13 protein-coding genes, 4 tRNA genes and 1 pseudogene are annotated in these 25,325 nt (G+C 58.6%); all 18 read left to right on the forward strand.

Translation table 11 applies throughout. From position 1 onward, the window contains the following. Nucleotides 1–51: 51 nt before the first annotated feature. The 18 genes and pseudogenes from JI75_RS00005 to JI75_RS00090 all read left to right on the forward strand — a co-directional run bounded on the left by JI75_RS00005 (nt 52) and on the right by JI75_RS00090 (nt 25,003). Nucleotides 52–933 carry an ATP-binding protein gene (locus JI75_RS00005; protein WP_039687814.1) on the forward strand — a complete coding sequence of 294 codons (882 nt, stop codon included), beginning with the start codon at nt 52–54 and terminating at the stop codon, nt 931–933. Nucleotides 934–936: 3 nt separating this feature from the next. Next, nucleotides 937–2,568 (forward strand): chromosomal replication initiator protein DnaA, encoded by a 1,632-nt coding sequence (gene dnaA, locus JI75_RS00010; protein WP_039687816.1) that lies wholly within the window; start codon nt 937–939, stop codon nt 2,566–2,568. A gap of 329 nt (nt 2,569–2,897) precedes the next feature. After that, nucleotides 2,898–3,995, forward strand: a complete 1,098-nt coding sequence (dnaN, locus tag JI75_RS00015; RefSeq protein WP_039687818.1) for a DNA polymerase III subunit beta — start codon at nt 2,898–2,900, stop codon at nt 3,993–3,995. A gap of 6 nt (nt 3,996–4,001) precedes the next feature. Then, on the forward strand, nt 4,002–5,153 hold the full coding sequence (gene recF, locus JI75_RS00020; RefSeq protein ID WP_039687820.1) for a DNA replication/repair protein RecF: 1,152 nt from the start codon (nt 4,002–4,004) through the stop codon (nt 5,151–5,153). Then, a complete protein-coding gene (locus JI75_RS00025) occupies nt 5,150–5,677 on the forward strand; it encodes a hypothetical protein (RefSeq protein ID WP_052241454.1) in 528 nt (175 codons plus the stop codon). Before recF ends, JI75_RS00025 begins: the two co-directional genes overlap by 4 nt. Before the next feature lie 203 nt (nt 5,678–5,880). Then, a complete protein-coding gene (gene gyrB / locus JI75_RS00030) occupies nt 5,881–7,839 on the forward strand; it encodes a DNA topoisomerase (ATP-hydrolyzing) subunit B (RefSeq protein ID WP_039687822.1) in 1,959 nt (652 codons plus the stop codon). 12 nt (nt 7,840–7,851) lie between these two features. Continuing rightward, nucleotides 7,852–10,532: pseudogene (gyrA, locus tag JI75_RS09405) on the forward strand (DNA gyrase subunit A). A 156-nt stretch (nt 10,533–10,688) separates the two neighbouring features. Next, nucleotides 10,689–10,765: transfer RNA gene (locus tag JI75_RS00040), tRNA-Ile, on the forward strand. Between the two features lie 72 nt (nt 10,766–10,837). Then, a tRNA-Ala gene (locus JI75_RS00045) sits at nt 10,838–10,913 on the forward strand. 161 nt (nt 10,914–11,074) lie between these two features. Beyond that, a complete protein-coding gene (locus tag JI75_RS00050) occupies nt 11,075–11,623 on the forward strand; it encodes a J domain-containing protein (protein ID WP_039687824.1) in 549 nt (182 codons plus the stop codon). A gap of 74 nt (nt 11,624–11,697) precedes the next feature. Further along, nucleotides 11,698–13,509, forward strand: a complete 1,812-nt coding sequence (typA, locus tag JI75_RS00055; protein ID WP_039687826.1) for a translational GTPase TypA — start codon at nt 11,698–11,700, stop codon at nt 13,507–13,509. A gap of 170 nt (nt 13,510–13,679) precedes the next feature. Continuing rightward, on the forward strand, nt 13,680–14,870 hold the full coding sequence (locus tag JI75_RS00060) for a peptidylprolyl isomerase (RefSeq protein ID WP_052241455.1): 1,191 nt from the start codon (nt 13,680–13,682) through the stop codon (nt 14,868–14,870). Nucleotides 14,871–14,878: 8 nt separating this feature from the next. Continuing rightward, nucleotides 14,879–15,715, forward strand: a complete 837-nt coding sequence (locus JI75_RS00065; protein WP_240993178.1) for an ABC transporter ATP-binding protein — start codon at nt 14,879–14,881, stop codon at nt 15,713–15,715. 189 nt (nt 15,716–15,904) lie between these two features. Continuing rightward, on the forward strand, nt 15,905–18,190 hold the full coding sequence (locus tag JI75_RS08620; RefSeq protein ID WP_158407598.1) for an SHIRT domain-containing protein: 2,286 nt from the start codon (nt 15,905–15,907) through the stop codon (nt 18,188–18,190). 172 nt (nt 18,191–18,362) lie between these two features. Continuing rightward, nucleotides 18,363–18,454 (forward strand) — tRNA-Ser (locus JI75_RS00075). A gap of 94 nt (nt 18,455–18,548) precedes the next feature. Beyond that, nucleotides 18,549–18,640 (forward strand) — tRNA-Ser (locus JI75_RS00080). 598 nt (nt 18,641–19,238) lie between these two features. After that, nucleotides 19,239–19,847: an HD family phosphohydrolase gene (locus JI75_RS00085; RefSeq protein ID WP_039687828.1), complete on the forward strand. Its 609-nt coding sequence runs from the start codon at nt 19,239–19,241 to the stop codon at nt 19,845–19,847. 248 nt (nt 19,848–20,095) lie between these two features. Then, a complete protein-coding gene (locus JI75_RS00090; protein WP_052241457.1) occupies nt 20,096–25,003 on the forward strand; it encodes a Cna B-type domain-containing protein in 4,908 nt (1,635 codons plus the stop codon). The last annotated feature ends 322 nt before the right edge of the window (nt 25,004–25,325 follow it).

Below are 25,325 nucleotides of genomic sequence, written 5' to 3' on the forward strand. Positions count from 1 at the left end.
ACTCCAAAAAACTTCGGTGAGACGGTACGAAACGGAAAAGCAAACGAAAACATGAACGACTTCGCAAACGATCATAGGGAAGATACCTCCGATCGGGCTGTTCGAACCGGTGAATACGACTACGATTTCGTTGACGCCGTTGCGCGCATCGCGGTGTACGACAACCTCAGATCGGCTCCGCGCATGATCAAGATAAAACCGGCTCCCACAAACGAGTACATAACCGATATCGCCTCCCAAACCTACACGCTTGCCCGTCAACTGGGAGGATCCATCCCCTTCAGCGTTATCCAGGAAGTGTCTGAAAACTTCATACATGCCCGGTTCACCGAAGCGGTCGTGTCCATTCTCGATAACGGCAACACCATTCGATTCGCCGACCAGGGCCCGGGGATCGCCAGCATCGAAAAGGCCCAACTACCTGGATTCTCATCGGCGAAGGAGCCGATGAAGAAGTACATCAGGGGTGTGGGTTCCGGCCTGCCTATCGTCAAGGAATATTTCGAGGGGGAGCACGGGACCGTCCTCATCGAGGACAACATCGGCGCGGGCGCCGTCGTGACCATCAGCCTCGCAAAGGAAGGGGAGAGCCAAGAATCTCCTTTGAGAGCCGCGGTTCAGCGTGATTCCAAAGCAAGTGGAGTCACGGCAGTCGACGGACAGCGGATCCCTGACAACACTGTGAAAGAACCCTCTGTCAGCATGCCGATCCTCAATGAAAAGGAAGAGCTGTTCCTGCAGCAATTCCTCGTCGAAGGACCCCTGGGCGTGACCGAGATGTCGGCCTACACCGACACCCCGAACTCGTCGACCCACAAGACCATGGCCAAGCTAACGGAACTCAAATTGATAGAACAGCCTAAGGGAACGAAGAAGAGGGCGCTCACCGAATACGGCCGGAGCATCGCCAAAAGGCTGCAGGAAAAGGAATAACTCATGGACGGCGAACAGCTCATCTGCGAATGGGGACGGATCTGCGCGAAGGTCGTCTCGTATAGCGGCGTCGATACAGCCCAGGTGAACGCATTCTTCTCGCGCTTGCAGCCCCAGGCGATGAGCGAGGGTTTCCTCATGCTCACCGCCGACAACGAATTCATCAGGAACTGGGTGGAAACGCACTACGTCGGCCTGGTAAAACAGGCGCTGGTCGACCTGAACGGGATCGAGTACGCGGTTCTGATCGAGGTCGACCCGTCGCAGTCGAATCCTGCGGGCAACATGGCTGCGATGCCCCAGATGGCAAGCGCACCCGCGGACGCAGATCCCTCGGAGGAAGGAGCATCCGCCAACCAGGCGCCTCAGACTGCGCGCGCCGAATGCGAACCGCCCGTTCAATCCGGTTCGGGAGCGGCGGCTTCCCTGAACCCTGCAGTAATGAGCGCCCTTGAGGCGGCGCGCGAGCGCGCCATGCGCTCGGCAGCGGCGCAGATGAGCGCCGAGCGGGTCGAAACCGTCGCAGTCCCGGCTCCCGTCGAACAAACCGCGCCGAGCGCGGTGGTGGAGAAGCCCCGCAGGTCGTCTGCGTTCACCTTCGAGAACTACGTGATAGGGGATTCGAACCGCGTCGCGTATTCCATGGCGGTGTCCGTGGCCGAGAACCCCGGCGGCACGAGGATGAACCCGCTGTTCATCTACGGTCAGTCGGGCCTGGGGAAAACCCATCTCATCAGGGCGATCGAGAACTACATCGAAGCGAATATGCCGCATCTCGAATGCGTGTACGTCGATGCGGCGTCGTTTGTGAACCAGTACATCGACGCCGGAGCCGAACACGATAGGAACAAGCAAAGCTATCGCAACTTCCAGAACAAATACGAGCAGGCCGACGTCATGCTGCTCGACGACGTGCAACAGCTCCAGGGAAAGAAGCAGACCCTCGACCTGTTCTTCCAGATCATGAACAACCGTATCGAAAAGGGGTACCAGGTCATCCTCTCAGCCGACCGGGCGCCTTCCAACATCGACATGGACCAGCGCTACATCAGCCGATTCAACTCCGGAGGAACGTTCGATATCCAACCGCCCGAAGTGGAGACGAAGCTGAGCATCATCCGCAACTTCATGAGGGACTACGAGGATATGAACCCCGAGTCGACGGCATCTTTGTCCGACGAGGTCCAAAACTACATCGCCGAGAATTCCAGTTCGAACATACGCGAGCTGAAAAGCGCGGTGACGAAGGTGCTCGCGAGCATCGAGGCCTTCGAAAACGACGTCATCGGCATCGCGGATGTTCGGCGGCTTCTGGAGGATCATTTCTCCGGCGGGGCGATGAAGAAGACCACGATCGAAGACATCCAGAAAGCCTGCGAGGAATACTACCGCGTGTCCCATGCCGATCTCGTGGGTCCGAAGCGCCAACGGGACATCTCGTATGCGCGAAAGATGTGCATGTACCTTTCGCGCGAGATGCTCGACATCCCCTTCGCCCAGGTGGGCCTTGCTTTCGGGGATCGAGACCATGCGACGGTCATGTACGCGGTGAACGATGTGGAATCCCGCTTCACGAAGGAGAGGGCCGTGCAGGAAGAGGTCGAGACGATCAAGAAGATCATTAGAAACATTTGATCTTGAAAACAAGGGCGAAAGACGCGTGAAATTCGGTGGGAAAACGGAGTTTTCTGGGGAGAAATAACAAAAGCAATAAAACAAGTTGAAAAGCCTCTGCGGTTGCCAACGCTTTCTCGATACGGCGATTCTCCCTATTATCTGGAATAACGGAAGCTATCAACAATTCGACATCCCTTATTACTACAACGACTTTGATTTATAAAAAATAAAATGGAAACAGAGAACAGACCCGGCGCGGGCCGAAGAAACCGTGACGGCTTCTTCGCGTCGATGGTCGTATAATCATCTATCCAGAAACATCGATGCACACAGCAGGGGAGAGCGCTATGAAATTCTCGATCAATCAAACAGAGCTCAGCAACGCTCTCGCGATCGTCCAAAAAGGCGTTTCCACGCGCTCCACGCTTCCCATTCTGGCGGGCATATACCTCGAAGCCCATCACGACAGCATCGTGTTCCAAACGACCGACCTCGACCTTTCGATCCAGTTCACCTCAACGGCCCTTGTCGAGGAAGCCGGGTCGGCGGTTCTTCCGGGAAAGCTGCTCGTCGATATCGTGAAGAGCCTTCCCGATGCTGCGGTGCATGTATCGACGGATGGTGAAACAGCTACTATCACCTGCGATAACTCGTCTTTCTCCATCAAAGGCCTGAGCGCTCAGGATTGGCCGGGTTTCCCCTTCGTCAAAACCGACCAGCAGATCAGCATCCCCTTCGAAACCTTCTCGTCCATGGCTAAAAAGGTTTCGAACGTGGTTTCCCGCGACGACAGCCGCCCCATCCTCACCGGGGTCCTCATCACCCTCGAGGACGGCGCCCTGAAGATGGTAGCTACCGATTCCTACCGTCTTTCGGTCACCCAGAAGGCATCGGATATGGGAGAAGGGGAGTTTTCTGCGGTTATCTCGGGTGCGTTCGTGGCCGAGCTCGCGGCGCTACCCAAATCGGGGGACGACATTTCCATCGCCCTGGCGGAAAACCAGATCGTCGTCTCGTATCGCGGAACCTCGTTCGTCAACAGGCGAATCGAAGGGAAATATCCCAATTACAAGCAGCTTCTACCTTCGTCGCACGCAACGCGCGCCGTGGTCGATACCGCTGCTTTGGCCGCGGCTGTCAAAAGGGCCGCGCTCTTGGGTTCCTCGGGCTCGTCGGTGCGCTTCAGTGTGAGTCCCGAAGCGCAGATCATCACCATCTCCTCGGTGAGACAGGATGTCGGATCGACCCAGGAGATCGTTCCCGCGCAGGTCGAAGGCGATCCCTGTGAGATCGCCTTCAACAGCTCCTACGTCGGGGAAGGACTCAATTCGGCTCCGAGCGATACCATCGCGCTCGAGCTGCAGGGATCGATGAAGCCGGGCATTTTCAAAGATACCCGTTCCGAGGACTATCTGTACCTGGTCATGCCCGTGCGCTTATCGTAGCCCGGCATGTCTCTCAAGATAGCGAATATATCCCTGTCCGATTTCAGAAGCTGGCATCGGCTGGAACTGGGTTTCGATTCCGACTTGATCCTGATCGTCGGGCGCAATGCGACGGGGAAGACCAACATCCTCGAGGCGATCCAGATGATGACGTCGTTGGTGTCGTTCAAGCATCCCACGCTTTCCCAGCTCATCGGCCGCGATGCATCCTCGGCATCGGTTCGGGCGACAGCGGTGGGGGATTCCCGATCGCTCGATATGAGGCTCGATCTGAAACCCGGCCAACGGGCTTATTTCTTGAACGGCAAGAAGAAATCCCCTTCCGACATGCGGGGTTTGGTTCCTTCGGTGTGCTTCGCCCCTGATCACCTGGAGTTTTCGAAGGGTTCTTCCCAAGTGAAGAGGGCGGCCCTCGATGATTTGGGCAGCCAAATATCCCAAAGCTATCAAAACGTGAAACGGGATTATGACAAGCTTATCCAGAATAAGAACCGCCTGTTGAAAGAAGAGTCGTTCTCATCCTCGCTCCTGGACAGCATCGACGAGATGCTGGTGAACTGCGGAGCTCAGCTCATGTTCTACCGCATTAACCTTTTTTCGAATCTTATGAGGTATGCGCAGGTAAATTACGAGCGGATATCGGATGGCCGCGAGGTGCTGGCGGCAACGTACCGCTATTCGTGGGATAGATCGGGAGATTCTGCCGTAGCGCGGGAATACCCGGTATCGATTGGGGATGCCGACATTTCGCGTAACGAACTGCGCGAAATGATGGCCGCCCGCTTGTCGAGCACCCGTCAGTCCGAAATACAGAGGAAAAGAAGCCTGATCGGCCCGCATGCCGATGAGATCCGCCTTTTCCTCGACGGGAGCGATGTTTCGGACTTCGCATCCCAGGGTCAGCAGCGAAGCGTCGTCCTTGCTTGGAAGATAGCCGAGGTCGACCAGATGGAAGCGACGTTCGGCAACCAGCCCCTGCTGCTGCTCGACGACGTTATGAGCGAACTCGACGGTCCCCGCCGGCGTGCTTTGCTTGAGTTCGTCGACCGCGGGCTTCAAATATTCATCACGGCGACGCAGCGCGATTATTTCGATCCGGAACTGCTGGGTAAAGCTACGGTGATAGAACTTCCCATCGGAGGGGAGACCGCCCAATGAGAAAGTTTTCATCAGAGCTGACAGCCGCGATCGCTTCGTTTGGGCAAGACCGCTCTCAAGCGCGCCTCCAAGCGCGGGTCGCCCAGGTGCAGACGCGTTTCAAGGGTGTGGTCGAGAGGGTCTACCCAGATGCGGCGGATCTCATCCTTCAACACGTCAATGCCGTGTACATAACGCGGGAGGGATCCGAGAAGAAATTCAGCGTCTACGTCGATGAGAGCATATTCGCCGCCGAGCTGAATGCGCAGCGGGAAATGATGAAACTCATGTTCTTCAAGATGTACGGGGAGGATCTTTCGGTTTTCGATATCCATGTTTCACGTGGAACACAGCGCTACAGGCATCCGTTCTCCCAGATCGAAGGCGGGGAAAAGCAAACCTGCCGCAGAAGGGACCTTTCTTCGGAAGAGCGCGCGGCTATCGAGGACAGGATTTCGGAAGTGCGGAACGATAAAGTGCGTTCGGCTCTTGGAAAAGCTATGGTTGCCGATTTTTCTACAAAAATGGGAAAAACTTCCAACTGAGTTCCAACCAAGGTCTTACAACGCGTTTTAAGGCGTGTAGACCCTATTTAGAACCAACTAATCGTCCCTCAATAATGATATATTAGGGAGCGAGTATGTTGGGTTGATTGTGGGCGTTCGCGTCCCCCTTTCGCAAAGGGGTTCGGGAGCATGTTCGCATCCTGTTTTCCCATAGCCGAAAAAATGAAAGAAGGAGCGATTCCGTGGCAGAATCTTCCGAGAATTACAGCGGATCCGAGATCCAGGTGCTCGAAGGCCTCGAGGCCGTTCGCAAGCGCCCGGGCATGTACATCGGATCCACTGGTCCGCGCGGCCTGCACCATCTGGTGTACGAGGTCGTCGACAACTCCGTCGACGAGGCGCTGGCCGGGTTTTGCGATCATATCCAGGTAACCATTCATCAGGATAATTCCATCACGGTCGTCGATAACGGCCGCGGTATCCCGGTGGACAAGCATCCCAAGGAGAAGATCCCCACGGTCGAGGTCGTCTTGACCATCCTTCATGCCGGCGGCAAGTTCGGCGGCGGCGGATACAAGGTGTCCGGCGGACTTCACGGCGTGGGTATCTCGGTTGTGAACGCCCTTTCCAAGCGCGTCGAGGTGCAGGTGCGCCGCGACGGCAAGGAGTACGCTATCTCGTTCGAGCGCGGCAAGACGGTCGAGAAGCTGCATGAGATCGGCACCTCGAAACACGACGGAACTACCGTTACGTTTTGGCCCGACCCCGAGGTGTTCACCGAAACTACGGTATACGATTACCAGACCCTCCAGGCGCGTTTCCGTGAAATGGCCTTTTTGAACAAGGGCCTGAAGATCGAGCTCACCGACGAGCGCGCGACGGTCGCCCCGGTCGATGGGGAGGCCGTTTCGTATCGCACGGAGGTGTTCAAGTTCGATAACGGTCTCATCGACTTCGTGAAATTCATCAACGAGGGCAAGGAAACCCTGAACAAGCCCATTTACTTTGCGGCCGACAACGCAGACGGCACCGTCGAGATCGCGATGCAGTGGTCTACCTCGTATTCGACCAATTCCGTTATGGCGTTCGCCAACAACATCAACACCCACGAGGGCGGCACCCATCTTGAGGGCTTCAAACAGGGGCTGACCCGCACGCTGAACGAATACGCCCGCACCAAGGGGCTTTTGAAGGAGAAGGATTCCAACCTTTCCGGCGACGACACGCGCGAGGGTTTGGCGGCCGTTATCTCCGTTAAGCTGCACGATCCCCAGTTCGAAGGTCAGACCAAGACGAAGTTGGGCAATACGGAGATCCGCCCGCTCGTTCAAAACGCCATCACCCAGGGCCTTGCGGAGTTCCTCGAGGAGAATCCCGCGCCCGCACGCCGCATCGTCGACAAGGCGTCGTCGGCCTTGAAGGCCCGCGAGGCGGCACGTCGCGCGCGCGAGATGACGCGCCGCAAGAACGTGCTGGATTCGTTCGCCTTGCCGGGCAAGCTCGCCGACTGCTCGAGCAAAGACCCCACCGAGTCCGAAATCTTCATCGTCGAGGGCGATTCGGCAGGTGGGTCGGCGAAGCAAGCGCGCGACCGAAAGCATCAGGCTATCCTTCCCCTGCGCGGTAAGATCCTGAACGTTGAGCGCGCGGGGCTTCACCGCTCGCTTTCGTCCGATACCATCAGCTCGCTCATTACCGCGATCGGAACCAACATCGGGGCCGACTTCGATCCGGACAAGGCACGCTACCATCGCATCATCATCATGACCGACGCAGACGTCGACGGTGCCCATATCCGTTGCCTGCTGCTCACGTTCTTCTATCGCTACATGCCCGAACTCATCAATCGCGGGTACATCTACATCGCCCAGCCGCCGATCTTCGGTATCAAGCGCAAGAACTCGCGCTCTACCAAGATCGACCGTTACATCTATGACGAAAAGGCGCTCAGCTCCACCCTGGCCGAGTACGAAGATCCCGATAAATGGACGGTCCAGCGTTACAAGGGTTTGGGAGAGATGGATCCCGAACAGCTATGGGAGACCACCATGGAGCCTGCTGCGCGCACGCTTCTCCAGGTGAACATAGACGACGCTGCCGAGGCCGAGCGTGCGGTGACCGATCTGATGGGCGATAAGGTGGAACCGCGCCGCGATTTCATCCAGTCGCATGCCCGCGACGTCCGCTTCCTCGATATCTAAGGAGCTTTTCACATGAGCGAAGAATTCAACAACGACGCGGACGAGCGCGACGGCGCTTCGGATGCCTCTGATCTCGAGATCGGCGGCCAGCCTGTTCCCGCCGGCGCGCTGAATGCGGAAATCGACGAGGAAACGGGTCTCGAGCGCCCGCATGGGGAAGTGATCGAAGGCGCGAACGGAGGGGAAGGCACCATCGTTCGCAGCGCTTATCTGGGCAAAGAAATGCAGACCTCGTTCCTGGAATACTCCATGAGCGTTATCGTCTCGCGCGCTCTGCCCGATGTGCGCGACGGTCTGAAGCCGGTTCATCGCCGCATCCTCTATGCCATGAACGAATCGGGTTACACGCCCAGCCGCCCGCATATGAAGTCGGCCCGTACCGTTGGCGACGTTATCGGAAAATACCATCCCCATGGTGATTCGGCCGTTTACGACACCATGGTGCGCCTGGCCCAGCCGTTCTCGATGCGCGTGCCCTTGGTTGACGGCCACGGGAACTTCGGCTCGATCGACGGCGATTCTGCGGCGGCTATGCGTTACACCGAAGCCCGCCTGGACAAGGCCGCCATGGAACTGCTGCGCGACCTGGACAAGGAAACGGTCGATTTCCAACCGAACTACGACGAGAGCCTGGAAGAGCCGAAGGTTATCCCCGCGCGCTTCCCGAACCTCCTGGTAAACGGCTCGGCGGGCATTGCGGTCGGTATGGCCACGAACATCCCTCCCCACAACTTGGGCGAGGCGATCGATGCCACCTGCATGATGATCGACAACCCCGACGTCACGGTCGACGAGCTCATGAAGGTCATGCCCGGCCCCGATTTCCCCACCGGTGCGACCATCATGGGGTCGAAGGGTATCCGCGACGCCTACGAAACGGGCCGTGGATCGCTGTCGATCCGTGCTAAATGCCAGATCAAAGAGACGAAGCAGGGCCGAAGCCAGCTCGTCATCAAGGAGATCCCCTATCAGGTGAACCGCCAGCGCCTGCTGGAGAAGCTGGGCGAGCTGGTAAGGGACAAGAAGCTTCCCGAGATCAGCAACATCCACGACGGCGCCGACCGACACGGCATCGACATCATCATCGACCTGAAACAGAACGCCATTCCCGAGGTGGTGCTGAACAAGCTGTACAAGCACACTCAGCTCCAGGTCGGCTTCGGTGTGATCATGCTCGCGCTGGTCGACGGCGTTCCCCGCGTGCTCTCCCTCAAAGAGGTCCTTCACCACTACATCGCCCACCAGGAAGACGTCATCACGCGGCGCACCCGCTACGAGCTTGCCAAGGCCGAAGAGCGCGCGCATATCCTGGAGGGGTACCTCATCGCGCTCGATAACATCGACGAGGTCATCGCCATCATCCGCTCGTCTCAGACCGATTCCGAGGCAAGCTCCCGCTTGATGGAGCGATTCGCGCTGAGCGACAAGCAGGCAGAAGCCATCCTCCAGATGCGCCTGCGCCGTCTGACGGGCATGGAGCGCGCGAAACTCGAGGAGGAGCTGGCCGAACTGCGCGAGCGCATCGAGTACTTCAAGCGCGTCCTGTCCGACAACACGCTTTTGCGCGGCATCATCAAAGAGGAGATGCAGGAAATCAAATCAAAGAGCGTTTCGGCACCCCGCGCCGCACGCTGATCGGCGGGGAGGCCAAAGACATCAACGTCGAGGACCTCATCGCTGACGAGAACATGGTCGTTACGGTGACGAAGGCCGGCTACATCAAGCGCCTCCCCGTCGCAACGTACCGTTCCCAGAAACGCGGCGGCAAGGGTACCCAGGCCGTGAACCTCAAGGACAACGATTACGTCGATCATATCTTCGTCGCATCGACCCATTCCTACATGCTGTTCTTCTCGTCGAAGGGCAAGGTGTACCGCCTGAAGGTGTACGAGCTTCCCGAGGCGTCGCGCCATGCGCGCGGAACCGCCATCGTGAACCTCTTGCCTCTCGAGAAGGGCGAGGTTATCTCGGCGGTTATCGCCACCAAGGACTTCCCGGAGGACGAGTACCTGATGTTCGCCACGTCGCAGGGTATGGTGAAGAAGACCTCCATGGCGCTTTACGACCGCACCCGCAAAGACGGCCTAATCGCCATCAACCTCAAGGATAACGATACCCTCATCGCGGTGAAACGCGTTTCCGAAGGCGACAAGGTCCTTATGGCCAGCACCGCCGGCAAAGCCATCAAATGGGACGAATCCGAAGCCCGTCCGATGGGTCGGGACACCATGGGCGTGCGCGGCATCACGCTTTCCGCGGGCGCGACCGCGCTTGGCCTGGAGATCGCCCATGATGACGCCTGCCTCCTGGTTCTTACCGAGCGCGGTTACGGCAAGCGCACCGAGGTTTCCGAATACCCTGACCAGCACCGTGGCGGCCAGGGTGTGTTCACCATCAACATGACGGCTAAGAAGGGCCTGCTCATCGATACGAAGATCGTCGACGAGGACGACGAGGTCATGATCATGTCCGAGGAGGGCGTGGTCGTGCGCACGGCGGTGTCGGGCATTACGATGCAGGGCCGCTCCACCCAGGGCGTGCGCATCATGAACGTTGCCGACGACGATCGCGTTTCGGCTGTGGCGGTGACGAAGAAGGGCAAGAAGAGCCGCAAGAAAGAAAACGAGGCCGACGAAGTCGATATAGACGATTTCGACGACGAGGCCTCCGATCAGGATGGCGCCGAGGAGTAGGTTTTCCCGTCTCATCGTTTCACGTGAAACCTCCCTGCTGCGGTATGCGGCAGGGAGGTTTTCTTTCGGTCTCCGGTAAGGAAAAAAAGAAAATGTCGAAGTTTTCGCTTGACCTTTCGGAGATATTTGACGTAAGGTGTTCAAGCACTTTTGCAAGGGCCCGTAGCTCAGTTGGTTAGAGCGCACGCCTGATAAGCGTGAGGTCGCTGGTTCAAATCCATTCGGGCCCACCACTTACTTTGCGATAAACGCTCCACCGTGAGCCGAGTTTGCCGGTGGAGCGTTTATTACAAGAGTGCTTCTTCGGGGAATTAGCTCAGCTGGGAGAGCGCGGGCTTTGCAAGCCTGAGGTCAGGGGTTCGATCCCCCTATTCTCCACCAGAGAAACCGCCGCCCTTCGGGGCGGCTTTTTTGTGCCCGCGGCGCGTTTCGCGCTTTCATCTGGGATCCCCGTTATATTTATGGCAATTGCGCCCGATGCCGGCGAAAAGAGCGGCCGCCCGCTACCATGTAAGGTCGCACGGGAGTCGAAGGAGGGTTGAATGAACAGAGACGAAGCTCTACGGGCGCTTGGCCTCGACCACAGTGCCTCGGTAGACGATATCAAGTCGGCTTACCGGGAGATGGTCCAGATCCTTCATCCCGACAAGTTCGCTTCGAACAGCAAGCTTCAGTCCCGCGCGACCGAGCAGTTCAAATACCTGCAGGAAGCGTATGACTTCCTCATGAAGGGCGGCTCGTCTTCCTCTGTTCGCGGGCAATCTTCCGACAAGCCGTATACAGGGGATACGCGTTCTGCGCGCCTTGCGGGCATCGCCCAGGCGCGCGTTCAGCTGGTCGAGCAGAAAGACCTGGCGCTCGATCAAAGAAGGCAGGGTCTGATCATGCTCGTTGCAGGCGGGCTTGTCGCGTTCGGGCTGCGCCGCATCCCCGCTATTGCGGGCATCGCCTCGGCGGTTGCCGTGTGGGGCGTCGTCCAGCTGTTCTCATCGAACAACACGGTGAACACCATCGACGAGCATCTGAAGAAGCTGAAGAAAGAGCAGCGCCGAATCGAGGAAGAGCTCGCAAGCGAGCGGTCCGACAGCTAACCATCAACCATCGTCTTGAAAAGACGCGAAGGCCGACCGAATCCCCATCGGGATTCCAACAGAAAGAAGTCAGATTGAAACAGGAGAACATCCGCAACGTCGCCATCATTGCCCACGTCGATCACGGCAAGACTACGCTCGTCGATCGGCTGCTGTACGCCGCCGGCGCGTTCCGCGAGAACCAACGCGTCGAAGAGCGCGTGCTTGACAGCAACGACCAGGAGCGCGAGCGCGGCATCACCATCCTCTCTAAGAACATCGCCATCAAATACGGCGACGTCAAGATCAACGTGATCGATACCCCGGGTCACGCCGATTTCGGCGGCGAGGTGGAGCGCGTGCTGAACATGGCCGACGGCGCCCTGCTCATCGTGGACGCTTTCGAGGGCCCCATGCCCCAGACGCGGTTCGTCTTGCGCCATGCGCTGGCCCTGGGCCTGCGCATCGTGGTGGTGGTGAACAAGATCGACCGCCCCGGCGCCCGTCCCGACGAAGTGGTCGACGAGGTGTTCGATCTGATGGTCGAGCTCGATGCGAACGATGAGCAGCTCGATTTCCCTGTCGTGTTCGCCTCTGCGATGAACGGATACGCCCGCTATGCGCACGATGACGACAACATGGATATGATCCCCTTGCTCGACACCATCGTGAACAAGGTCCCCTCGCCCGATTGCGAGCCGTCGGGCCCCGTCGCGCTCCAGATCTGCACGGTCGACCATTCCAGTTTCGTGGGCCGCATCGGAGTCGGGAGACTGTATTCGGGCACGATGCACAAAAACGAGCAGGCCCTCGTCATCAAAAACGACGGAACCCGCTACAACACCTCGATCAAGCAGGTCATGGTGTTCAGCGACCTGGGTAAAGAAGAGGTCGCCGAGGCCACGGCGGGAGACATCATCGCGGTGGTGGGCGTCGAGGACGCGGACATCGGGGACATGGTCACCAGCCGCGAGAACCCCATCCGCCTCGATCCCATCGAGGTCGAGCAGCCCACGATGGCGGTCGTGTTCGAGCCTTCTACCAGCCCGCTCGTGGGCCGCGAGGGGGATATCGTCGGCGGTCGCCAGATTCGGGAGCGCCTGCTCAAAGAGGCCGAGAGCAATATCTCCATGCGCATCACCGACGTTCCCGATTCGACGGGGATGGAGGTCGCGGGGCGCGGCGTCCTGCATCTTTCGGTCCTTATGGAGACGATGCGCCGCGAAGGGTTCGAATTTCAGGTGGGTCGCCCGCGCGTGATCATCAAGAAAGACGAGCGCGGTAACAAGCTCGAGCCCATCGAGGAGGCGACGGTGGATGTTCCCAGCGAGTATGCGGGCAAGGCCATCGAGGTGTTCGGCACCGCCGGCGGCGAGATGATCGACATGTACCAACGCGGCGACGACACCCATCTGGTGTTCAAGATCCCCTCGCGCGGCACGATGGGCCTGCGCACGCGCCTTTTGAACGCGACGCGCGGCGAAGCCGTCATGTTCCACCACTTCTCCGAGTACGGCGCCTATCGCGGCGAGATGGGTCACCGTAAAAACGGCTCGATGATCGCCATGGACACGGGCAAGTCGGTCGCGTACGCCCTCGACACGCTGCAGCAGCGCGGCAAGCTGTTCGTCGGCCCGGGCGAAGACTGCTACGAGGGCATGATCGTCGGCGAATCCGCCAAGGAAGGCGACATGGTGGTGAACGTCGAGAAGTCGAAGAACCTGGGCAATCAGCGCTCTTCGTCGGCCGATAAGGCGATTTCGCTCACGCCTCCCCAGACGTTCACGCTCGAAGAGGCGCTCGAGTACATCGAGGACGACGAGCTGGTCGAGGTGACTCCGCAGTCGATCCGACTGAGGAAGCGCCTGCTGTCGGCGATCGACCGCAAAAAAGCGAACAAGCAGTAGGTAGGGGATCGGGGCGCCCGGCATGGGGCGCCCCGCCCGTTTTGACAACCGTCGTGAACTAACGGTGTCCTTATTGTGCATGCTGCATTCGCGATTAAGATGAGTGCGACAATAAGCGGGTATGTTCACGCGCTTCCCTGCGAATGCGCTGTCAGATAGAAAAGGTGGATATGCTGAAGAAGAATTTTGCGAAGATGGCCGTTGCAGCGACGTTCGTTGTGGCCGGCGTCCTCGGCCTTGCGGGCTGTTCCAACTCCAATTCCGGGACCGACGCCAGCACCAAAACCGCAGTCACCATCAACGGCGTGTCGATCAGCGAGGGCGAGGTCACAGCGAAGATCGAGTCCATTCGCGATCGTTACGGCCTGCTCGAGGATTCTGCCTGGGGCCAGTGGCTCGCGCAGTACGGCATGACCCCCGAAACCATTCGCCAGCAGATGATCGACTCCTACGTCGAGCAGGAACTGGTGAAAAGCGGCGCTTCCGAGCTGGGCATCTCCGTCGAGGATTCCGAAGTGGACTCCTATGTGGAGCAGATGAAGGCCAATTACGATTCCGACGACGCCTGGAAATCGGCCCTCTCGTCCGCCGGCTTCACCGAGGAGGACTACCGCAACACCATCACGTCTTCCATTCTGAAGAACAACATCCAGCGCAAGCTCGCCGAGAGCATCGAGGTCACCGACGATGAGAAGCTGACGTACGCTCAGCAGTACGCTTCGGTGCTGAGCGGCGCGAAGCGCTCTTCCCATATCCTGTTCGCTTCCGATGACGCTGAAAACGCCCAGAAGGTCCTCGACCAGCTGAAGTCCGGAGCCGTTTCGTTCGAGGACGCAGCCAAGCAGAACTCCACCGACACCGGTTCGGCGGCAAACGGCGGCGACGTCGGCTGGGACAAGCTGTCGAACTTCGTTTCCGAATACACCACGGCTTTGGGATCGCTTGAGAAAGGCCAGATGAGCGATCTGGTAACCAGCAAGTTCGGAATCCACATCATCAAGTGCACCGATGTGTGGGAGGCGCCCTCCGAGCTCACCAGCATCGACCAGATGCCTTCCGAGATGCTCGACGCTATTGTCCGCATGTCCCTTTCGTCGAAGTCGCAAACCGCGTTCTCCGACTGGATCAAGGAGCAGAAGGAGAAGGCGACTATCGAGGTGGCCGACATGCCCAAGGGCCTGTCCTACGACATCGACATGAGCAAGTATCCCAGCCAGTCAAGCGCTACGACGCCCGACGCTAGCTCGTCTGATGCTTCGAGCTCCGAGTCGTCGGAGAGCTCGGACCAGTCCACCGCGCAAAGCGGCGATTCTTCGACCGAGCAATCGTCTGGCTCTGACAAGCCCGCTTCCAACTCGTAGTTCGGAACGTGGGGAGCATCCTCGACATCCAAGGCGCGGGCGGGCATGGCTCTCCCGCGCCTTTCATTTGCATCGAAGACGCGGTGGTCCAGCGCGCCGGTCGGGCCATCCTGTCAATCGATTCCCTGAAGATTGCCGAGGGGGAGTCGGTGGCGATCATCGGCCCGAACGGTTCGGGAAAGTCCACGCTGGTCGGACTCATCGCCCGAACGCTGCTTCCCCTGCACCGCGACAATCCGCCCGTCGTGTTTCGCGGGCAGCCGCGGATAACGCTTTCCGAGATCCGCTCGCTTGTTGGCGTGGTGTCGTCGACCATGCAGGAGGAAACGTCCGTCCACCTCCCTGCGCTCGACATCGTGGCCGGCGGGGTGGAGGGGACGTTGGGGTTGCGCCCGCGCATGGACGAACGGGACGTTGCCCGCGCGCGGCGGATCGCATGGGAGTGCATGGAGCAGATCGGCATAGCCGACCTCGCCGAACGGGATATGCTGACGCTGTCAACCGGCCAGGCCCGACGGGTTCTCATCGCCCGCGCCCTGGCGGGAAATCCCACGGCGCTCTGCTTCGACGAGCCCTGCACGGGCCTCGATCCCGAGGGGATGCACTACGTGCGCCGCACCATGCGCCATGTGGTCCAGGCGGGGCATCCCCTGGTTTTAGTCACGCACTACCTCGACGACATCGTTCCCGAAATAAAGCGCGTCATCGCGCTGAAGGACGGGCACGTGTTCGCTGACGGGCCGAAGGAAGAGATCCTTACCGACCGCCTTATGAGCGCGCTGTTCGACCTATCCGTTTTGGTGACGAATATACAGGGTCGTTACTCGTTGGTTACGGCCTATTAACGTATCTTTTGCAGGGCTTTTCGTGCCGTGGGCTTCCTATGAAGAACCATGATTCGGCTTCCCTATCCTTCGGTCGATAAAAAGAAATCCGCTATTATTTGACGCTCCGTTAAATGCATAGGATCTTAATCACATATTGTGACGAAGAGATGGGAAGAAACATATATGAAGGTGAAAAGCATCGCGTCAGTGACTTTGGCGTGTGCCCTGGCTTTGGGGACGGTCCCCGTTTCGGGGTACGCCGCCGACAGCGCCACGCTTGGTCAGGGGTCATCCCCGGCTCCCTCGACGAGCGCGGAGGCCGCTGCGCCCGCCGCATCCTCTGCCGCTCAACCCGCTTCGGGCGAGACCGCCTCGGCCAAGGACGGATCTGCGGTTGAAGGGTCTGAGTCCGAGAAATCAACCGCTCGCACTGATGCCGCCGCTCCGGCTGCTTCTGTCGAGGGGGAGAACCCCAGCGCGGCGACCTCCGCGAAAGAGGCCGCGCCCGCTTCTGCGAGCGAGCAGACCGGCTCTGACAAGAGCGCTTCGGAAAACGTGAAGAGCGCCCAGGAAGCGGCCGGCGACAACAAGTACCAGGGTAAGGTGTCGTTCATCGGACAGTGGACGAACGAGTCGGCCTCGCTGGTGGATACCGAGAAGACCTTCGCCAGCGCATCCGACAAGCTGGGCGAGCCTGCGACGAACCCCGGCACGCTGAGGAGCTTGGCTAAGATCTTCCTCGGCTGGTCCGACAAGCCCCTCAGCGACAAGCGCGAACTCGCCGAGGGCGCGCGCCTGTTCACGGCCTCCGACACTGTCGGAAGCGCGTTTCCCGACGGCATTCCCCAGGGCGCGAAGATGTACGGCGTGTACTACAGCGTGAACGACCCCGATTCCCCGTTCAATCCCTCGGGCGGATTCACGGGTGGGCTTCAGTACCTGGGCCTCGTCCCCGGGCTTTTGCCGGGCGCCCTGATCAATAACAACTCCGTCGAGATCAACAAGGAGACCCCTGCGGAAAACACGCTGCCCGACACCACTCTCTCTTCGACTAACGAGAGCACCGAGGAAGTGGAGGTCAACGGCAAGAAGCAGACTGTCAAGACGAATACCGTCATAGACACCTACAAGAAGAAAGACGACGCCAACACCATCAACGAGACGGTGTTCACATCCGAATTCAAGATGAACGACACCGTTGCGATGCTGGTGTACCGCAACAAAGTGGGCAGCAATGCTCATCGTCCCATCCTCTCGTACGACTACAACCAGCGCTACGCCGAGAACGGCGAGTTCAACACCAAGGATGGATTCGATGCGGGCTACACCTATGTAGACCTGAACGTGGATCTCGACCCCCAGCTGACGGTCCCCGAGACGCTGTACCTCGAGTACAAGGGCTACTCGTGGAGGCCTCTGTATGTTCTGGGCACCGACAAGAAACAGCTCGAGGTGGTGAACCCATCCAACGAGGCGGGCCTCGGCAACACCAAGGCGAGCTTCGGTTCTCTGGTGAGCAACACCGACCCGAGAGTGACGTTCGGCGTCAAGACCGAAGGCAACCACAAGCTGACCGTCCGCATGGTTTTGCGCGAGGGCGAGGCGGAGAAGATCGCCGAAGGGTCTATCAAGCCCGCAGCTGGTAAAACGGTGGCCGAAGAGATCCTGAGCAACATGACCCTGCGCGCCCTTTCCACGACCGATCTGAAGACCATCATGCCGGACAAGAGCCAGGCCGAGTTGAACAAGCGCGTCCTGCGCATCGACGATGCGGTTGCCTACGAGCTCGCCGCTTCTCAGGGTCAGAAGACCTTGCAGGTGACGGGTACGGTCAACGGTCACGTGTTCGCTTCGGCTGGATCTTTGAACGCTCTCGGGTTCTCCATCCCCCTGGCCGCAAACAGGGCGATCGACCGCGTGTTGGCCAACATGGTGAAGGTCGGCTACGTTCTGCCCAAGTTCAAGGTGACGTACGAATTCGCAAGCGCAACTCCGGGCAAGGACCTTCCCGAGGCCGTTACTGCGCAGGTGCCCGCGGACAACGCCGATGTGGAGAACGGCTTCGAGCCCACTTTCGCTCGAACCTTCGATGACGTGCTGGTGAAGGGTGGTATCTGGACGTTCAAGCAGTGGACGGTCGATGCTAACGGGACCCGCACCCCGATCGATGCGGCTGCGAAGCTGGCCGTCGATCGGGAAGACCTGAAACTGGTTGGCGAGTGGGAGTTCATCGAGACCAAGGTTCCCGATGACGCCCCGAAGATCGAGGTGCCCGAAGGCAAGCTGCCCGAGACTCCGGCTCCTTCTGAGGATAAGGTCGTCGTTCCTCCTACGACCCAGGCCGATGCTCCCGCCAAGGTTTCTGCCGCCGTTCCCGCCAAACTGCCGGTTACGGGTGATGCATTCGTGATCGCCGCGGTGGTTGCGGGCGTCGCGCTGGCTTCTTCGGGCGCCCTTGCTTTCGTGCTGAGGAAGCGCCGCGCCGAGAAGTAGCCAGCCCATCGGCAAAGGCGTGTTTTCAGACGTTTTCCGTCTTTCGAGGGGCGCGGTCCGGTTGGATCGCGCCCCTTGTGCGAATAGCCGTTTATGCTCTTGTGACCGCCGAAAGGCTGTTGTATACTACCTACCTGCTGCATCTCTTGGGGATGCAGCCAGTCGGAGACGCGGAGAGATGTCCGAGCTGGCCGAAGGAGCACGATTGGAAATCGTGTATACGTCAAAAGCGTATCTGGGGTTCGAATCCCCATCTCTCCGCCACTTTTACGAGTAGACGCCCATAGGGTGATCTCCGATAGAAAGCTCGGGTTCGCGCCCGACGGCCGGCATTGAGACCAGCTGGCCGCATCCCTGCGGAGGGGTGGCAGAGCGGTTGAATGCGGCAGTCTCGAAAACTGTTTTACCTTTTTAAGGGTAACGAGGGTTCGAATCCCTCCTCCTCCGCCACTTCGAATTCAATGCACTCGCCTTTATCGGGTCGGGTGCTTTTTTGTTTCCCCTTTTCCAAAGGCAGCTCCTCGACAGGGTGGGATAGCGATCGGCCTGAGGAGCTATTACGGCCCGCTTTCGGTCCTGCCTCCTCGGAGTCTGCGGGCCCCTGATCTCGACGGCTATGGAGAATCCGACCGATCTGGTATTGTTCTTGAAGAAGAACCGCTCGTCGGTCGGGCGGAGATACATCTTTGGCGACACCTTTTTTGCCAGCCAAGATATTGGAACTCGTTGCCATAGCATTCCTTCGCGTTGTTGCGATAGGCCTGGTGCGGACTCTGTGCTATTAAGGTTCGACGGTTCAAATCAAACGGGGCCTTCTACCTTGAGGTCGGTTGAGATGGGCCAACGTGCGTGTGGGGCCGCCCTTGTTGGGCGGCCCCTGTGGTTCGAAAGGTGCTATCGTGGTTGCATCGCCAGTGCGATGCGGCAGGCGGGTGTCGAGAAGGCGGAAAGCCGGGGCTGCTATGCCGGGGATCCGATGAGCGGCCCGTAGCCGCGCTTATCGGGACGAGGGAGCCCATCGGGGCATTTCGGTTGCAAGGAGGACCACATGGCCGAACTGAAGACGAACCTTACGCGCGAGCAAGCATTCGACCTGCTAAAACGCTACAACGAAGACCCGTATCATATCGAGCACGGCGAAACGCTCGAACGTCTCATGCGCTATTACTCCCAAATCCATGACCCCGAGAACGTGGAGTTCTGGGGCCAGGTGGGCCTTCTGCACGACCTGGATTGGGAGGTGTGCCAGGACGACGCGCTCCACACCGTCAAAGCCGCCGAGATTCTGGAAGCCGAGGGGGCCGATCCAGCTTTGGCGCGCGCGATTCAGACGCACAATTCGGATGTGAATCCCGAGCTTCCTTCCCCCGATCACAAGATGGAGAAGGTCCTGTTTGCGATCGATGAACTGTCGGGCCTGATCAACGCATGTGTTCGCATGCGTCCTTCCGGTTCGGTCCAAGATTTCGAAACGTCGTCGCTCAAAAAGAAGTTCAAGAACAAAAAATTCGCCGCCGGCTGCGATCGCGAGGTCATTCGCTACGGAGCCGAGATCAACGGCATGGAGCTCGACGAGCTGTTCGATTCGGTGATAGAGGCAACCAAGGCCACCGACCCCCATCGGGAGGCGTGGCTGGCCGAACATCCCGAGGTGTAGGCAAGCGAGCCGAGAGCAACTCCTCGATATGCGGGTCAACGGTTCGGGGTCGTCTGATGCGGAAGTCGCGCGGTGCCACAATCTTGCTTTTCGCAGCATATCCGATCTGTTTCGTTATGGTTTTATCGTTGATCAGCAGATCGCCTGATGAGCTAGCAGTACTGTATGATGGGCCTGAACGTCGGATTAATTCCAAGAAGGCTTCATACCCAGCGCTTGGTTCGGCGCGAAAACAGGGGAGGAATTGCATGAAAGCCAGCTCAATTACGAACAAGGCGTTATCGTTCGCGCTAACGGCGGCATTGACGGCCGCGCTTGTGCCGATGGTGCCAACCGCGTATGCCATCGGGGACGTAAGCGACCAGGAGCAACCCGCGCCCGCCGAAGAGGTTGCGGCTCCGACGCCCGAACCCAGCGAAAACGCCGTTGTCTCTGCCGATGAAGGCGCGACGGCTCCTACCGCTGATGTCCAGTCTCCTTCGGAGGGGGATGCCGTTGCTGTACCCGCTACGGTTGCGAGTGCGGCTGTCGACGCTCCGATCGTTCCTCAGGAGACCCCTGCTTCGGTGACGGAAGTCTGGGTGAACGGAACCGAAGGAAGCGATTCGGGCGATGGGGCCACCATCGATACGGCGTTCAAAACTCTCGCAGCGGCGCTTGCTGCCCAGAAGGCTAATCCGGCCATTACCGCCATCAACGTTCTCGGAGCGTTTTCCGACATGCCTTCGGTTACCATTCCTTCGGGGGTTACGCTGAAGGTTGTGGAGGGCGCCGCAATGGCGGGTACGGGCAAGACGACGGGCATCACGCTGTCTTCGGGCTCATCCCTCGTGTGCGCTTCGGGCGCATCGCTTACCATGAGCGGTTTTTCAACCGCACTTGTTATCTCCGACGGTGCTACGTTGCGCGATGGTAACTACATCCTGGACAACAACGCGATCGGATTCGAACTGAAGGGCAAGATAAGCGGCACCTCGCGCGCGGCCCTTACCATTTCGGCGAAGAAGAGCTCGGGCCGCGGATTCTCTTACACGAACACGTCGAGGTTCGAGCGTTGCACGATCGATGTGGAGGCTACGAATCAACTCAGCGAGCAGTATTCCGGGCTGTACATGACCGACGCTTCGCTGACCACGCGCGGTGTTTGGTATTATTTCGACCCCGCCAACGGCTTAGGCGGTCTTCACCTGGACAAATCGGACTTCACGGTCTATAAGGCAACGGGATCTTCCAACTACAGGCAGGTTTTTGCTATCCTCGGTGCGTCCGATCTCGTCAACGGCTCGACGCTCGTGGCCGATGGTTCGCGCGTTACGGTTTCGGCTCCCCTCACCGTGACCGACTCGAAGTTGGTGATCAGGAACAGCACGGCCGGCGGGCTTAATGTGAACTACATCCCTGGATCTGCTACGTTTACGAACTCGGTTTTCGAGACTACAAACGTCAAGTACACCCCCTCGTTCGGGGCGGGCCAATCAAGCGGCCCCTGCTCGATCGTGTTCAAGGGGGATTCGGTGGTCAACACCGACGCCAAGGACAGAACCGCCGATAACGGAGGGGCGAACCGGAGCACCAAAAGCTCGTACATCGTGACGGGCGGGTCTTTTCTCCTTGCTTACGATCCGTCGTATAACTACGACGTCACGACTCCCACCAACGGTCCCGAAAACGGAGACGAATACTTGTCGCTGTTCACTCCGGTCGATCAGGCCGCTACGGTGCTGAACCCGCTGAACGCTTCAGGTGCTGCGTATACGTACAATGTGGCGAAGGCGTCCTCTGACGGCAAGAAGCATGTGTGGGTTCCCGCTGCGAAGGTTACGTACAAGCTGAACAACGCGAACGCCTCGTTCGCCGATGGCTCGAAGGACGACAAAACCCTGTCCACGATGCGCGGCTACAAACTGGAAGATGTTGAAGGAAACGCTGATCCAGGCGCTCCTGCGGATGTGGACGGTGCCAAGTTCCTCGGTTGGTTCTACAAGGACGCGAGCGGTACCGAGTACAATTTCAACTACGGCGATCAGATGAAAACCGATCTCGAGGTGTACGCTAAATGGGACGTCAAGACCGTCATCTATCATAACGGCCAGGGAGTTGATCTGATCAAAGCCGTCGATAAAGCCAGCTCTTCTGCTACCGTGCTTTCCTACGAGGACGTTCTCGCGCAGAACTCGGCTTTTGGGATCGCGGGTAAGAAGTTCCTGAAGTGGACAACCGATCCGGCTGGCAATGGGGAGGCGGTTGCCCCCGGCTCTCCTGTTGCGTTTGCGAACAGCGCTACCCAGGTTGATCTGTACGCTCAGTTCGCTGATGACGAATACAAAGTGGCGTTTTCCGCCAATGGAGGCGTGTTCTCCGCTAACAGCGTGTTCAAGACGAATCCCGGTGTATTCGACGTGATTTCCGATGCCCAAGGCGGGGAGGTTGCGGTTCTGAAAGATGCCGCAACCTACGGGCAGAAGCTCCGCGATCTGCTGGGCAGCGTGGACCACAACAGTCTTACCCCCGACAAGAGCGCTAAGAAGCCCGGGATGCTGGTGGCTGACGAGAAGTACTGGTACGCTCAACCTGGCGGAGGGGGAAAATTCAATTTCGCTGACGGGTCGTTTTTTGGTTTTCCCATTTCTGGTGATAATCCCACAATCACTTCGGACGCTACCTACTATATGAAGTGGAAGTACGATCCTGCTGTCCAGAAGATCAGCGCGCAGCTGGAGCTTGACGGCGACATGTGGGGTTCGTCCCGCACGGAGAGTTCCGCGATCCAGCCGGTGAAGACGGGAGAGTCGTTCTCCATCACCGGGGCGATCGACCCGACTTCCATCAAAGAGCAGATGAAGGCGATAGAGACTCAGTTCCCCGAAGGCGCCCAGAATCCTGAAAGCATTAAGCTAAGTGGAACTTCCTCGGCATTCAAGGCCGTCATCAAGGTAGCCGACGGGGTAAATGTTCCCGCCGATGCCAAGGTGTCTGTCAATGGCCTGGGTGATTTGTTCGAGGTTTCATCTACGTCGGTGAATGGAAACGAGGTCACGGTTGAGTTTGCGCTCAAATCCGGCGTAAGCGATTACAAGCTGCTCAAAGAGAGGGTTGATAGCGTCGGCGCGCTGGCAGCCAATGGCATGATCACTGCAACCATTGACGGTCTGACTCTTGCGGATACAGTCTCCAACGGGCAGGTTCTAACCTCGACGGGTGCGGTAACGGGCTCTTTCGATTCGTTGGCGATCAATTCCGACGGAACCGCAAAGCGCTTCTCGTTCACCTGGCTTGCACGCCAGCAGGCGAACACGGCCGATCCAGGCTCTCTGGACCCCAATGCGATTCAATTCAGCGTCATGGCGCGGGTTCCCTTCAAGTCCGATCTACCCGGAGATATCAAAGTCGGGTCTGACTCCGAGAACGCGTCGGTCTATACGGTTTTACGTGGCGAGACGGTTGATTTCACCGGAGCGCTCGACGTGAGGCCCATCAGCACTCAAATGAGAGCGATCGAGGCTCAGTTCCCGACGGCGGCGGCAGACTATTCCAAGATCGGCGTTGATGTCCGGTCGTGCACGTTCGCGGCGCAGTTCGTGCTCCCGGAGGGGCTATCGCTCCCCGCGAGCGTCACAGCGATTTCGCAAGACTTCGGAACGGCATTCTCCATCACTGATACGACGGTCGAAGGCCGGAAGGTCACCGTCAAGATGAAGCTGAACGACGGCATCTCCAACTATAAGCAGCTGCAAGATGCGGTTGCCGATGCCGGTAAGAATTCCGGGGGCTGGATGAGCGTCGTGATTCCTGGGATCAAGGTTGCCGACAACTTGGCTGACGGCACGCTTCTCACCGTTACGGGAACGCTGACCGGCGAGATGGATGTCAGGGCTACGTCCGAAACGGGTTCCGTGAAGGACTTCATGTTCGCCTGGAACGCTATCCAATGGCCCGAAGGTAAAGACGCGTTGGCGGGACAGGACGATTCCATCAGGTTCACCTGTCAGATCGCCGATCCCATCCAGGGCGACATCGAGGGCGATCTGCGCGTGAACGGCGATACCGAGCACGCAGCTGTGTATTCGACCGAGCAGGGAGCGACCCTTGATTACACGGGCGCAGTTAAAACGGACTCGATCAAGCAGCAGATGAATGCTATCGAGTCTCAATACGGCGCCGATCACGACAGCATCCTTATCGACATCAAGAACTTCGAGTTCACCGCAGGCATCGACTTTCCCGAAGGCCTTTCCGTGCCCGATGATCTGGATGCTTCCAAGGTGGTTCCCGGCTCTTTGGGAGGCTTCTCTGTGAAGAAAGTCGAGGTATTGGGGCAGCGCGTTGTCGTGACATTTGCGATCGCCGATCCCAACGCCATACGTACCTATACTGATCTGGAGAAGCTGGTTGATGGCGCTGGCGATCCCGACGGATGGATGAGCATCACCGTTCCGGGGGTCAAGGTCTCGACGGCGGTGCCGAGCAAGACGCAGCTCACTGCCAAGGGTTGGGTTGCCGGTAGCTTCTCGGCCATTGCGCAATCCGTTTCCGGTACGCGCAAGGTGTTTTCGTTCGAGTGGGCTGCTGTCCAATGGCCCGAGGGTAAAGATGCCGTGGCCGTCGACGACGGCATCCAGCTAACTGTTCAGGTTACTGGGAAGACCATGACTATTCCTTTGGCGGTGACATGGGACGATCAAGATGATGCCGATCAAATCCGCCCGAAGCAGGTGACTGTTCGCCTGATCGCGAACGGCAAGGATTCAGGCAAGTCGGTTACGGTCACGTCCGATAAGGGTTGGCAATCGGCTTTCGAGAATCTGCCCGTTTACGACGAGAGCGGTAATGCAATTTCGTACGATTCGGTTATTGAAGACGCCGTCGAGGGGTATGTCTCCGTGGTGAGCGGGAACGCTCAGGACGGGTTCATGGTGAAAAACACCCATATTCCCGGAAAAGTTGATCCTCCTGTTGGTCCAATCGATCCCGAGGAGCCTATCGAACCTGATAAGCCGCACCAGGGTGCCGCCAAGGTGATCGTTCCCCCTGCGACGAAGAGCGTTCTCCCTGTCACGAGCGACTCGCTGCCTCTCTTCGCCGTTGGTTTCGGTTTGGCTGTCGCAGCGCTTCTTGCTGCGTTTGCAAACCGGCGCAAAGGGGATGGCCGGAAGTAGGACAATCTTTCGGTCATTGGCGCCTTGACTGATAGCCGAACTCGCTCTGCGGGTTTACAGAAGGGCTGGCACCCAAAGTGGGCGCCGGCCCTTTTTAGGTGTGATCCGCGGATGGATATTGGGCGCGCACAGAGGGGCGGTACGCTTCGAACGGGGGCTTCTTTCGGTTCCGACCCGTCGCTCTTCAGAGGACCGTTTTTCATCCCAGAAGAATTTGAATACGGTCTTGCGTCCACTCCTGCACTGTTAGTATCATCTACTATTAAAACTATCGTTGTTATCAACCGGGTGAAGGGGTTTCCCGGCCGGTGCCTTTCGCGCT

Source organism: Berryella intestinalis (genome assembly GCF_000814825.1).
GTDB classification, from domain to species: Bacteria; Actinomycetota; Coriobacteriia; order Coriobacteriales; family Eggerthellaceae; genus Berryella; species Berryella intestinalis.

Coding starts and splice junctions, on each gene's coding strand:
- JI75_RS00085 (WP_039687828.1), top strand. CDS start 19,239: ATGGCCGAACTGAAGACGAACCTTACGCGCGAGCAAGCATTCGACCTG.
- recF (WP_039687820.1), top strand. CDS start 4,002: ATGTCTCTCAAGATAGCGAATATATCCCTGTCCGATTTCAGAAGCTGG.
- JI75_RS00005 (WP_039687814.1), top strand. CDS start 52: ATGAACGACTTCGCAAACGATCATAGGGAAGATACCTCCGATCGGGCT.
- dnaN (WP_039687818.1), top strand. CDS start 2,898: ATGAAATTCTCGATCAATCAAACAGAGCTCAGCAACGCTCTCGCGATC.
- JI75_RS00050 (WP_039687824.1), top strand. CDS start 11,075: ATGAACAGAGACGAAGCTCTACGGGCGCTTGGCCTCGACCACAGTGCC.
- JI75_RS00060 (WP_052241455.1), top strand. CDS start 13,680: ATGCTGAAGAAGAATTTTGCGAAGATGGCCGTTGCAGCGACGTTCGTT.
- dnaA (WP_039687816.1), top strand. CDS start 937: ATGGACGGCGAACAGCTCATCTGCGAATGGGGACGGATCTGCGCGAAG.
- JI75_RS00090 (WP_052241457.1), top strand. CDS start 20,096: ATGAAAGCCAGCTCAATTACGAACAAGGCGTTATCGTTCGCGCTAACG.
- JI75_RS00025 (WP_052241454.1), top strand. CDS start 5,150: ATGAGAAAGTTTTCATCAGAGCTGACAGCCGCGATCGCTTCGTTTGGG.